This window comes from Pseudomonas sp. CFSAN084952, assembly GCF_009648855.1.
GTDB lineage: Bacteria > Pseudomonadota > Gammaproteobacteria > Pseudomonadales > Pseudomonadaceae > Aquipseudomonas > Aquipseudomonas paracarnis.
This window is the reverse complement of record NZ_CP045767.1, coordinates 2,342,890-2,355,508: the sequence shown is the minus strand read 5'-3', so window position 1 is coordinate 2,355,508 and position 12,619 is coordinate 2,342,890. Positions and strand designations below refer to the sequence as shown.

The following is a 12,619-nucleotide window of genomic DNA, read 5'->3' as shown; positions in this document are numbered from 1 at the left end:
TTGGGCAAATTGGACTTCATTATGGGGAACCCTATCGCCCAACGCGAGGCTGGGCTGGCCGCCGCGCCCTCCCCGCGTCGACGGTCAGTCATTCAGCATCCGGCTTTGCGGCACGCCAGCCTCGTACTTCAACGCCCACGGCGCAATCAACCGCTGCGGGGTCTGGCAGGTTTTGCGTTTGAACACGAAGTTGCGGCATTTCTCGGCAAACTGCTGGCGATTTCCTACCATGTCGAATCGCATCTGTGCCAGTTCCTGCTCGCGACAGCGTTCAACTTGCTGAGTATCCAGCGTGGCTTTACGTGTGCGTGCATGAAGGTACTTATCATCGGTCAACGCACTGTCGGCCTGTTGCAAAAGCCACAAGCCAAATGCTTGTGGGCAACGCGGGCCGATGGCCTGAACCATGCCGTACTGCTGGGCCTGGATGGCGCTGATGGGCAGGCATTCTTCGGTAAGCTTATGCGCGATTTCGCTGCCCACGGCCCGTGGCAGGCTGTAGGTCCAGTATTCGGAGCCGTAGAGTCCCATGGTCTTGTAGTGCGGGTTGAGCACCACACCTTCGCGGGCCAATACAATGTCGGCGGCCAGCGCCAGCATCACGCCGCCTGCGCCTGCGCTGCCGGTCAGGCCGCTGATCACCAGCTGCCTGGCAGTGAGCAGCTCCAGGCACACATCGTCGATGGCTTGAATGTTGGCCCAGGCTTCCAGCCCCGGCACGTCGGCGGCCTGGATGACGTTTAGGTGCACCCCATTGGAAAAACTGCCGCGCCCGCCCTTGATCAGCAACACCTGGGTATCTCGCGCCTTGGCCCAGCGCAACGCTGCGACCAGCCGCTGGCATTGTTGGGTGCTCATGGCGCCGTTGTAGAACTCGAACGTCAGTTCGCCGACGTGGCCGAACTCTTGGTAGCGAATGGGTTGATAGACCCGCTCGTTGAACGCCTGGCAGGCGATTGAACTGTCCAGCACCGGCACCCCGGCCAACTGCTCAGCCAGAACGTGCCGTGCCGGTCGCTTGAAGGTCTCTGGGCCTTTGGGTTTGAGCGAGCCGATCCACAGGCTGTGATCTCCAGCCGCTACCAGCACGGCATCGTCCTGCACTGCGAGGATTTCTCCCGGGGTGCCCTGGCGAGCGTCCAAGTGCGCGTCGTAGAGGTAATATTGCCCGCCCAACAGGCTGGCCAACACGCCGGGCTGGCCATCGGCAGCGTCGATGCTGCGCTTGATAAAGCCTGCGCAATCGAACCAACTGAAGGTGCGGTCGGCCTGGGTCATGTTCGGCTGCAAGCGTCCGATGACGCTGGGTTGGGTGTAATCGAGCGGTGTCGGGACGAAGCCTTTGGCGAATTTCGCCACTACGTCACGAATGCAAACCATCGCGGCGTCGCTCACCAGGCCGTTGTACAGCTCGGATTTGCGCACCTGGGCGGGCATGTCGAACTCACAGGTGGACCAGATTGGCCCGGCGTCCATTTCCTCCACCGCTTGCAAGGCGGTGACGCCCCAACGGCGGGCCTGCTGGGTGATGGCCCAGTCCAGCGCACTGGCGCCACGGTCGCCGACGATGCCCGGATGGATGATCACCACCGGGCGTTGCGGATGGCTCCACAGTTGATGCGGCACACGGTCCTTCAAAAATGGGCAGATCACCAGGTCGGCGCCAGACGCCTCGACCTGCTGGCATACCGTGGCTTGATCGGTGAACACCACAACGCTGGGGTCGTGACCCGATTGGCGCAGATCCAGCCAGGCCCGTTGGGTTAAACCGTTGAATGCCGATGATAACAACAGGATCTTCAGTGATCGCATGGCTGACTCTTCCTTGAGAATATGCGACCAGAGCAGCCCGTTGAGCCGTCCCTGGCCATCGATAAGCGCCCAAGGTTATAGAGCGAGCCAGCCTCCCCACCTGATCGAGATCAATAGATGAAAGCGGCTTATTTTTTCTGAATCACCGCGCAACCTACTCATCAAATGAACATGCCCTGCTCGGGTACGCCTTGTTAACCGTAACGGAGCCACGTTCATGTTCGAGAAACCGCATTACCTCATCAGTTTCATCCTCGACAACCAGCCACAAAGCCGCACGCTTGAGCACGATGCCGACACGCTGGACCCTCAATGGGCCGAGTCCCTGCTCAGGCAGCGCTTTGCAGAGCTCAAGGACGCGAAATTGAGCGACGTCCAGGTGCAAAAGCGCAACAAGCCCGCGGATGAAGGCCATGACGTCCCCGGGCATTACCAGCAGCCATGATCGCGTATCACAAAAGCGCTGACCGTTCACCAATCACTGAATATTCGGAGGACCTATGAACCCGACAACTCAAGGTTTGCCCTGCGCCTGCCCAGGCTGCACTTGCCAGGTGACCGATGACACAGGTCATCAACGCAACGGCAAAGCCTACTGCAGCCAGGCATGCGCCGACTTGCACCCACAGGGTCAAGCGTGCCCCAGTGCCGATTGCCATTGCGAGTCGAATGTGAAGGTGCGAGACCGCTCCGTCAGCGATAGCCAGCTCGACGAGGCGATTGAAGAAACCTTTCCTGCAAGCGATCCCATATCGCCTTGATCATTCAGCCCCACTAGGAAAACGGGGGTTGCATCGTGGCTCTAGGGTCTAGCAGTTGACAGCCCCCGGCAAAAATCAACAACCTGCACGTCTCACCGCCCTGCCCTGAGGCTGCCCTTGGACTATTTCACCGCGCTCACCGCCTTCATCGAAGCCGCCGAAGGCAACAATTTCTCGCGTGCCGCCGAGCGCTTGGGGATCAAGGCCTCAACGGTTTCACGCTATGTGAAGGACCTTGAGCAGGACCTGGGCATCGCGCTGTTCAACCGCTCCACACGCACGCTGCATCTGACCGAAGGCGGCCAGACCTTCCTGATACATGCACGCAGGGTGCTGGACGAGCTGGAACACGCCAAGGCCGCCACGTCAGCGCTGAACCAGCATCCCCGGGGCGTGTTGAAACTCAACCTGCCACCGGCGTTTGCTCGCCATCACATCCTGCCGGCGTTGAATGACTTCCTGGTGCGCTACCCGCAGATCAGCGTGGAACTGGTGCTGGATAACAACAAGGTCAATTTGATTCATGCCGGCGTCGACTTGGCCATCCGCATTGGCGAGCTGGCCGATTCGACGCTCAAGGCACGCAAGCTCAGCGACGGCCACTACCGCTTGGTGGTCAGCCCGGCGTTTGGCACGCAGCACCCTCCTCCGTCCACGCCCACGGACTTGGCCGGTGTGCCTGCGGTGCTGGGCACGGCTACCACCGGCGATATCAGTCTTGTATCCGCCGGCCGCGCGCTCCCGTTGCAGCATGACGGCGTGATTCGAATCAATGACCTGGACGCGCAACTCATCGCCGTGCGCCAAGGCTTGGGCTTTGGGCTGTTGCCGGACTGGCTGGTGGCGCGAAGTATCGAGGCCGGCGACTTGGCAGTGTGGCTACCCGAATGGCACATCCAGGGCGTGGAGCGGGCGTTTGCGGTGTGGTTTGTGTACCCGCCCAAGCGCATCGTGTCATCGAAAGTCCGGTGTTTTATCGACTTTATCGTTGAACGACTGGGCGAAACACCGGACTGGAAGTGACTCAACTGAAGCGGATATCCAACGCACGCAGGTAGGTTTGCAGCCCCGCATCCTGAATCGGGATCAGGAACGCCTCGCTATCCGATTCATTAAAGTGCGCATGCCAGTAACCGGGTGGTGTGACAAACGCCAGGCCGGGCGACCAGTCGACCCGCTGCGGGTTACGGATTTGCCCATCCGCGTCCAGCTCGGTGCCCACCAATGAATAACAGCCCTTGGGGCAATCAATAATGAAGTCCAGTGCAATCGACTGATGCCGATGGGGTTTCTGCACCGATCCCGCCGGCAGAATCCCGTACATGGCCCACAGCACGTGGGTCACCGTGCGCGTCTGCGGGAAGCGGCGGTTGCCCAGCAGGATGCTGATGCGGCTACGGTCCTGTGCCCTGGGATCATCGGCCGCTTCACGCAACTTCGCGTTGGCCAGCGCTGCTGGGTACAGGGTCGGCGCAAAGCGATCGGCGCGGGGTGTCACCCCCAGGTAACGCAGCAACGGCTCATCGTGAACATAGTAAAGACGTGCATCCTCGCGGGCACTGAAGTGCGCCTGCTGTAATCCCGGCAGGGCAATAAAGCAGCCCTTGGACCATTGAATCTCATACTCCCCCTGAACCACGCTGCCTTGCCCGGCAATCACGTAGAACACCTGGGAAGTGGCGTTGGGTTGCAGGGTCAGTGTGTCACCACGGTTAAGGCGCATGAAGTTTGCGCATAACCCGGGGCCGGTGGCGGGGCCTTCACAGCCCAAAGCCTCGCTGAGGTCCAGCGGTACCACGCGGGAGGGGCCATTGTCATACAGCGAGGCGGGAAAGCTGTAGTAGGGAATGCGGGAAATCAGGTTGGCACTGATGGGGTTCGCCGCCTTGCTGTACTCGAAGTACTCGGCGTCCACTTGGTTGATATCCGTCAGTGCGGGGTCCAATTCACGGTTCATCAGGCTCACCTCAGTCTTGGGCTGGATCGCGCAGCGCGGTTGAAGCGCTGCACGGGGTGAGTGGACTATAGGCATTGCCCACTGGCGGATGAATGCCTGTGACGGCACAGCAGTTATGCGAAACGGGGCAGTTAACGCAACTGGAACCAGGTGGTTTTCAGTTGCGTGTACTTATCAAACGAATGCAGCGACAAATCGCGCCCGAACCCCGACTGCTTGCCGCCGCCAAACGGCACGGTCACATCCAGCGCATCAATGGTGTTGACCGACACGGTGCCAGCGTTCAGGGCACGGGCCACGCGATGCGCACGGTTCAGGTCATCACTCCACACCGAGGCCGCCAGGCCATAAAGGCTGTCGTTGGCTTGCTGAATGGCCTGTTCTTCGGTATCGAAAGCGCTCACCGCCAGCACAGGCCCAAACACCTCCTCCTGGGAAAGGCGCATGTCAGCGGTGACGTTGGCGAATATCGTCGGCTGGATGAAGTTTGAACAACCCTCAATGTTCAACTGTTGGCCACCGGTCAACAGCGTGGCACCGTCTGCGTGCGCCCGGCCGATGGCTTGCATGATGCGTGCGGTTTGCCCGCTGTCGACAATTGCACCGGCGGCGCTGGCGGGATTAAGTGGGTTGCCGGGCATCCAGGCGCGGGATTTATCGATCAGGCGCTCGATGAACTCGTCGTGGATGCAGCGTTGCACGTAGAGGCGCGAATTGGCCGAACACACCTCGCCCTGGTTGAAGAAAATCCCAAAGGCCGCCTTCTCCGCCGCCAGGTCCAGGTCCTGACAGTCTGCAAACACCAGGTTCGGGCTCTTGCCACCACACTCCAGCCACACCTGTTTGAGGTTGGACTGGGCGGCGTACTGCATGAAGTATTTGCCCACCTGGGTGGAGCCGGTAAACACCAGGCAATCAACGTCCGGGTGCAACCCCAGTGCCTTGCCGGCGCCCTCGCCCATACCTGGCACCACGTTTAGCACGCCTTCGGGGATGCCTGCCTCCAGCGCCAGTTGGGCCAGGCGCAGGGCGGAAAACGGCGATTGCTCAGCGGGCTTGAGCACCACGCTATTGCCGGCCGCCAAGGCGGGTGCCAGTTTCCAGGCGGCCATGTCCAGCGGAAAATTCCACGGCACCACCGCGGCAATCACACCCAGGGCTTCGCGGGTGATGGTCGCCAACGCGTTGTGGGCAGTCGGCGCGACCTGATCGTAGAGCTTGTCCAGGGCTTCACCGTACCAGGCGAACACATGGGCCGCGCCGGGCACGTCGACGTTATAGGCGTCCATTACCGGCTTGCCCATGTTCAGGGAGTCCAGCAATGCGAGTTCTTCGCGGTGGGTCATCAACAGGTCGGCGAGTTTGATCAGGACTTTTTTGCGTTCGCCTGGAGGCATGCGCCGCCACGGGCCGTTCTCAAAGGCGCGGCGTGCGGAGCGCACTGCCAGGTCGACCTCCGCTGCACCGCAGGCGGCGACCTGCGCAAGGACTCGGTTAGTCGCCGGGTTGATGGTGTCGAAGGTCGCCCCGCAGAGTGCACCTACGGGATGGCCGTCGATCAGGGCGGTGCTGATGAAGGTTTGGCGAGCAGCGCGTTGCTGCCAATAGTCTAGGTTGAACATGTTGTATTCCTGAAGCGGGGTATGGATCCAACATCCTGGCCGGCCCTGAGGGCGCCATCGGGGGCAAGCCCCCTCCCACATGAGCCCAGGTGTGTCAGTTGTATAAGTGGGTGGCTATTTCGCTTATTCGGCCATGTGCAATTCCGGCATCCCCACCCGGAACCCTCGGGTGAGGCACAGCAAACACAGCAGCCCCAGGCCCATCCAGCCCAGGCCGATGGTGAACGACAGGCCCGACAGGCTCGTCCACAACCACAGCGTGCTGAGAAACCCCAGGCCTGGCAGGGCGGCGTACAGCAGATAGTTGCGTGTACCGCGCAGCTTCTGGTCGCCCAGGTAATGCTTGATCACGGCCAGGTTCACCGCCGAAAACGCGAACAGCGCGCCAAAGCTGATCATGTTGGCCACGGTGTCCAGGCTGATAAACAGCGCAATCAGCGAAAACAGGCTGACCAGCATGATCGCGTTGGCCGGCACGCGTTTTTTCGTCACCAGCTTGCCGAATACCCTGGGCAATGCGCCGTCGCGGCCCATGGCGAACAGCACCCGGGACACGCTGGCCTGGGAGACCATCGCGGAAGCGAAACAACCCGCCACGTAGGTGGCGGTAAATGCACTCACCAGCAGCTCACCGCCGACCCGACGCATCACATCCACCGAAGCCGCGTCGGGATCGGCGAAACTGTTCCATTCCGGGAAGACCATCTGGGCGCAATACGACACCACCAGAAACAGCAGCCCACCGATCAGCGACACCGCCATGATCGCCTGCGGAATGGTACGGCGCGGGTCCGGCGTCTCCTCGGCCATGGTCGATACTGCATCAAACCCCAGGAACGACAGGCACAGCACCGCCGCGCCGGTCATGATCAGCGGCACACTGAAACCTTCATGGTAAAACGGCTTGAGCAGCGGCACCGGCTCGGCTTGCCCGCTGAGGTTGTGGATCGACAACCCCACGAACACCACGATGAACACCAGTTGGGCCACGATCAGCACCCAATTGACCCGGGTAATCGACTCGATACCCACCAGATTGAGCGCCGTCACCAAGGCAATGGAGCCCAATACCCATACGGCGGTGGGCACGGTAGGAAAGTATTCGGACAAGTAGATGCCGATCAGCAAATAGCTGAGCAGCGGCAGGAAGATGTAGTCCAGCAGCAAGGTCCAGCCGGCGATAAAGCCGAAGGAGGCGCCAAACGCCTTGCGCGTATAGGTGTAGACCGAGCCCGAATAGGGGTGCGCCTTGACCATGCACCCATAGCTGTAGGCCGTCAGCAGCATGGCAGCCAGGGTCAACAGGTAGGCGGTGGCCAGATGCCCTTTGGTCATCTGGGTGACCAGGCCGTAGGTGGTAAACACCGCCAGCGGCACCATATACGCCAGGCCGAACAGTACAAGCCCGACAAGGCCCAGGGGTTGTCGAAAGCGGCGCGATGAGGTCAGTTGGGTTGAGGTTTGATGGGCGGGAGTATCGGCTACGTTTGTTATTGTATTCATTGCTGACTCCTGGAAAGTGGAATGCAGGGCACCGCGGCGTTCGATCAAATCGACACCGTTGATGAGTCATCCATTGGGAGCGGTGGGCAGGCCGCTATGGGGCGCCCACCCTGTTCAACCGAGCGGCATGCAGGGGCTTAGCCCTTCACAGTTTTCCCGCGATCCGTGCGGTGCGGTCCACCGCGATGCGGGTTTTGTCGACCAGCTCATCAAGCTCCGCGCGGCTGGCCACCAGGGCCGGCGCCATGATCATACGGCCCAGGGTCGAGCGAATAATCACGCCTTCTTCGAAGCCAAACGTGCGGCATTGCCAGGCCAGGTCGTTTTCATTGGCAAAGCGTTTGCGCGTGCCCTTGTCCTCGACAAACTGCAAGGCTGCCAGCAGGCCGGTACCCTGGATCTCGCCGATCAGCGGGTGGTTCCCAAAGACTTCATGCAGGAGCGTGTGCAAATACGGCCCGGTGTCGTCCTTCACCTGGCGCACGATCCCTTCGTCACGCAGCGCCTTGAGGTTGGCCAGGGCCACCGCCGCCGCAACCGGGTGCCCGGAATACGTCAGTCCATGGGCAAACACCCCGCCCCGCTCCACCAGGGCTTCGGCCATGCGCTTGCTCAATACCAAACCGCCCATGGGCAGGTAACCGGAGGTCAGGCCCTTGGCGATCGACAACGTGTCGGGTTCGAAGCCGAAATGCTGATGGGCAAACCATTCACCGGTACGGCCGAAACCGCCAATCACTTCATCAGCGCACAGCAGCACATCGTATTGGCGACAGATGCGCTGGACCTCTGGCCAGTAGCTTTCTGGGGGGAAAATCATGCCGCCGGCGCCCTGGAAAGGTTCAGCGATAAAACCGGCGACGTTTTGCGCGCCCAACTCCAGTATCTTTTCTTCCAGTTGCAGGGCGCAGCGCCGCCCGAACTCGGCCGGGGTCAACTCACCGCCCTGGGCGTACCAATAAGGCTCGTCAATGTGCGCGACGTCCGGGATCAAGCCGCCCATTTCATGCATGAATTTCATGCCGCCCAGGGCAGACGCCGCCAGGGTGGAGCCGTGATAGCCATTCCAGCGACCGATCATGATCTTCTTCTGTGGCTTGCCGAGCACTTGCCAGTAGCGCCGTACCGTGCGGATCAGCACCTCGTTGGCTTCGGAACCGGAGTTGGTGTAGATCACATGGCTGTAGTGCTTTGGCAACAGGCTGAACAGCAACTCGGACAGCTCGATCACCGCCGGATGGGTGGTGTGAAAGAACATGTTGTAGTACGCCAACTGATCCATCTGCGCAGCCGCCGCAGCGGTCAGGTCCTTGCGCCCATAACCCAGCTGCGTACACCACAGGCCCGACATCCCGTCCAGGTAACGCTTACCCTCGCTGTCCCACAGGTACAGGCCCTCACCGCGGACCATTACGCGTGGGCCTTCGGCATTCAGCGCGTTTTGATCCACAAAGGCATGGATATGGTGCGCCGCGTCCGAAGCCTGGTAGTCCTGGGTCTGGCGTTGCGGTTCAAAGGGTAGGTTCATGGCTTTTTCTCTTGTTGTGGGTGGTCATGCAGCCGGTCAACGGCTTTTGCTCATGTAGCGTTCGAGGGGGTCTTTGCTCAGCCCGCCCTGGGCCTCGGCCAACGAGTCGATAAACAGGGAAAACAGTTCCGATTGCGTGCCGATGTCGAGCTTGCTGTAGATGTGCTTGCGGTGGGACTTGATAGTGTCTTCGGAGACTCCGAGGCGCTCGGCCAGCGAACGTGTGGAGTGGCCGCGCAGGATCAACTGGGTGATCCGGCATTCGCGTTCGGTGAGCAGCGACGAGCCGAAGTTGTTGAGTGCCGAGTGAATACGCTGTTCCAACAGGCTTTCGAAGCGCGCGCCCTGAGTCTCCAGGCCGGCGAAGTGCTTGCCCAGCACCGCCAGTACCCAAGGTGCTATGCGCTTGAATTGCTCGGTGGTGGCCGCGTCGAGCTTTTGCGTAAAGGCCAGCGACACCGCCAGGCTCAAGCCGTTGCTCGCCTGCAGGATGTAGTTGAGCTCATCCTCCAGGTGCGAATGCCGGTAAAACGACTGGTAGTACTCGCTGTGCTCGAAGTGATCGGGGGCTACGTCGGCGAGGTCGTAGCAGCCGGAAGCCGCCCCCTCCACGCAGGCGCCGTAGAACGGGTCGAGCAAGTAAAACCCGGAGAGGTACTGGCGCACATTGCCCTGGGGCAGCCATGGCCCGTCCAGTTCGAACACTGCGCTGGGCATGCCGTCGTGGGGGTACAGGTACAAGGTCGTGGCCTGAATGGGGCGGATACACCCCAGGGCATCGAACAACGTGGCGGCAAACCCCGCGTGCCCGATGCTCTCGGTCACCCTGGCTATCTGTTCGAACCACTGGGCTGAAGACAGTCGATCATTATCCACTTCGAAGACTCGCCGTCATAACGGTTGGGTGCGACACCAGGTCACTGGCGCCGGGGACTGAAGTGATAGTCCCACACCCGCAAAGTCATCGAAATCACCCCTTAGGGTGAGGGGGTGCGCGCAAACCTCGGAATCGCCAAGCCCAGGCTTTCACGCAAGGTCGAGCCCTCGTAGGCCGTGCGATAAACACCGCGCTCCTGCAGCAAAGGGATCACCTCCTGAGTAAAACGATCAAATTGCCCAGGGTGCCCGATGTAGATATTGAACCCGTCCACCGCCCGCGCCTGGAACCAATCCGCCAGTTTCTGCGCCACCGTGGCGGCGCTGCCCACGAACGCGCCTGGGCGCAATTGCCGGCCAAACTCGACGGCCTGGCGCAGGGTAAAGCCCTTTTCCCGGGCCTGGTCTGCGATGCGTTTGGCTGCGGTGAAAAAACTGCTGCGCGCGGCCTCCAGGCTCTCTTGCGGGAACGGCGCGTCCAGGTCGTATTGGCTGAAATCATGCCAACCAAAATTGCGCCCGAACTCCTTGAGCGCCAGCGCGAAACTGTGGTCGAGCTGATGATAGTGCTGCTCGATTTCCCGGGCATGGGCATCGGTGTCGCCCACGTAAATTTCCGCACCGGGCATGATCAGTACCTGTTCCGGATCGCGCCCCCGTTGTGCCGCCCTACCCTTGATATCCCGGTAAAACGCCTGGCCCTGCTCGATACTGGCTGCGTGGGTGAAGATCACATCGGCGGTGGCGGCGCCCAGGTCGCGGCCTTGTTCGGAGTCGCCAGCCTGGAATATCACCGGTTGGCCCTGGGGGGAGCGCTGGATATTCAGCGGGCCCACCACCGAAAAGTGTTCGCCCTGGTGGTTCAGGCTGTGCAGCTTGCTCGGGTCGAGAAACTGCCCAGTGGCACGGTTGCGCACAAACGCATCGTCTTCGTAAGAATTCCACAGCCCCTGTACCACCTGAACGTGTTCGGCGGCACGCCCATAGCGCGTGGCGTAGTCGTAGTGTTCGTCGCGGCTGTAATTGCCGGCGGTACCGGCATCGCCACTGGTCACCACGTTCCAGCCGGCGCGGCCTTTGCTGATCAGGTCCAGGGAGGCCAGGCGCCGGGCGACGTTATACGGCGAGTTATACGAGGTGGTCAGCGTACCGACCAGGCCGATATGCCGCGTGCTCACGGCCAGTGCCGACAGCAACGTCAGCGGCTCCAGGCGATTGAGGTAATGGGAGGGCGAGCCTTCGGTGATGAACTGGCTGTCGACGATGAACAGCAGGTCGAACAGCGCCGCCTCGGCCTGGCGCGCTATCTCGATGTACCAATCGACGTTGACGCTGGCATCGGCCGGCAATTGCGGGTCAAGCCACAGGTTATGGCGGCCCGGCCCACCGCAGCCCATGGTCAGGGCGCCCAGTTTGAGCTGTCTTTTAGTCATTGCGCAGTAGTCCTTCAAGCGGTCAGGGCTGGGTGGTGACGACGGCGGGTTGCAAGGCGGCCGCGAATGAAGGGTCAAACAACGTGGCGGCCGAGTAAGACTTGACCAGACCCAGGCCGGCAAAAAAGTCCACGGTCTTTTGCGCCTCGATGGGCGCCTGAGGCGTCAGCGGCTCGACGGTGGTGCGTGCGCGGGCAAACCAGACGCGGGCGATGTCGGCATCAGCGCGGGTGCGCTTGGCCCAGGCATCGGCATACGCGTTGGCGTTGGCCGGGCTCTGGCGCGCCCAGTCGCGGGCTTTTTTAAGGCGCTGGAGAAAGTCACTGATGGGTTCACGCTTGGCCTCCACAGCACTGGCGTTGGCGGCAATGAAACTCTGGGCCGGGATCAAGTCTTCAGCGGTTGCCAGCACCCGCGCACCTTGGCGTTCCTGTTGCGTGACGTAGGGTTCCCAGGTGGCGATCACGTCAACGGCACCGCCTTCCAGCGCATGGGAGGCATCCAGGGCGCTGAGGTAGCGCCATTGCAGCGAATCCCGCGCAACCCCGGCCTTGTCCAGTGCGGTCAGCAACAGTTGCTGGCTCCAGGAACCTTTCCAGATCGCAGCGCGCTTGCCTGCCAGATCGGCCAGGCTGTGGATCGACGAGTCTTTTTTTACCAGGATGGCTACGCCGTCGAGATTTTGCCGGCTGACGGCAATCACCTTGATCGGTGCACCCAAGGCGCCCAGGAACAACACCGGGGCATCCCCGAGCAGGCCCAGGTCCAGGCTGCCGACGTTGAGCGCTTCGGCCACTGGTGAGCCGGCCGTGAACTGTTTCCAGTCCAGCGTGTAGGGCAAGTCATCCAGCACCCCCGCCGCTTCCATCACGGCCTGGGCGTTGTAGCTCTGGTCGCCGACCACCAGGGTTTGCGCTTGCGCCGTCAGGCACAGAAATGAGGCGGCGAACCCGGCCGCCAGGATTTTGAGGTAACGCACGTTCGTCTCCAGATGCCTTGTGGGGCATGCAAGTCGATCCGCACGCACGGTCTCGGTTTAAAAGGTTATTGTTTATAGCTATGGGGTGTGAGGGCTATTTTTGCGGGCTGAAGGTAAGATGTAAAATACTGATTACGCATAACCTAAT

General features: G+C 61.2%; 11 protein-coding genes. 3 read left to right on the top strand and 8 right to left on the bottom strand.

Annotation, left to right across the window (positions count from 1 at the left end):
* Positions 1-84: 84 nt before the first annotated feature.
* The gene (locus GH769_RS10650) at positions 85-1,812 is read right to left on the bottom strand and encodes a hydrogenase maturation protein (RefSeq protein WP_032902610.1); all 1,728 of its coding nucleotides are present in this window, start codon (positions 1,810-1,812) and stop codon (positions 85-87) included.
* Positions 1,813-2,029: 217 nt separating this feature from the next.
* On the opposite strand from GH769_RS10650, the gene GH769_RS10645 reads away from it, so the two are divergent.
* From GH769_RS10645 to GH769_RS10635, 3 genes are all read left to right on the top strand, one after another.
* A complete protein-coding gene (locus GH769_RS10645) occupies positions 2,030-2,257 on the top strand; it encodes a hypothetical protein (RefSeq protein ID WP_032902611.1) in 228 nt (75 codons plus the stop codon).
* 55 nt (positions 2,258-2,312) lie between these two features.
* Positions 2,313-2,573, top strand: coding sequence for a metallothionein (locus GH769_RS10640; RefSeq protein WP_173877502.1), 261 nt, complete (start codon positions 2,313-2,315; stop codon positions 2,571-2,573).
* A 117-nt stretch (positions 2,574-2,690) separates the two neighbouring features.
* On the top strand, positions 2,691-3,596 hold the full coding sequence (locus GH769_RS10635) for a LysR family transcriptional regulator (RefSeq protein WP_032902612.1): 906 nt from the start codon (positions 2,691-2,693) through the stop codon (positions 3,594-3,596).
* 1 nt (position 3,597) lies between these two features.
* Here GH769_RS10635 and GH769_RS10630 read toward each other — a convergent pair whose 3' ends face one another.
* The 7 genes from GH769_RS10630 to GH769_RS10600 form a co-directional block, all read right to left on the bottom strand.
* On the bottom strand, positions 3,598-4,530 hold the full coding sequence (locus GH769_RS10630) for a cupin (RefSeq protein WP_032902613.1): 933 nt from the start codon (positions 4,528-4,530) through the stop codon (positions 3,598-3,600).
* A gap of 131 nt (positions 4,531-4,661) precedes the next feature.
* The gene (locus tag GH769_RS10625; protein WP_020301498.1) at positions 4,662-6,152 is read right to left on the bottom strand and encodes an aldehyde dehydrogenase; all 1,491 of its coding nucleotides are present in this window, start codon (positions 6,150-6,152) and stop codon (positions 4,662-4,664) included.
* A 123-nt stretch (positions 6,153-6,275) separates the two neighbouring features.
* Entirely contained in the window at positions 6,276-7,655 is a 1,380-nt protein-coding gene (locus GH769_RS10620; protein WP_032902614.1) for an APC family permease, read from the bottom strand.
* A gap of 145 nt (positions 7,656-7,800) precedes the next feature.
* A complete protein-coding gene (locus tag GH769_RS10615; RefSeq protein WP_032902615.1) occupies positions 7,801-9,183 on the bottom strand; it encodes an aspartate aminotransferase family protein in 1,383 nt (460 codons plus the stop codon).
* Positions 9,184-9,219: 36 nt separating this feature from the next.
* A complete protein-coding gene (locus GH769_RS10610; RefSeq protein ID WP_032873985.1) occupies positions 9,220-10,059 on the bottom strand; it encodes a helix-turn-helix transcriptional regulator in 840 nt (279 codons plus the stop codon).
* 101 nt (positions 10,060-10,160) lie between these two features.
* Complete coding sequence (locus GH769_RS10605; protein WP_032902618.1) at positions 10,161-11,492, bottom strand: LLM class flavin-dependent oxidoreductase; 1,332 nt, start codon at positions 11,490-11,492, stop codon at positions 10,161-10,163.
* A gap of 22 nt (positions 11,493-11,514) precedes the next feature.
* Positions 11,515-12,471 carry an ABC transporter substrate-binding protein gene (locus GH769_RS10600; RefSeq protein WP_032902619.1) on the bottom strand — a complete coding sequence of 319 codons (957 nt, stop codon included), beginning with the start codon at positions 12,469-12,471 and terminating at the stop codon, positions 11,515-11,517.
* Positions 12,472-12,619: the final 148 nt, after the last annotated feature.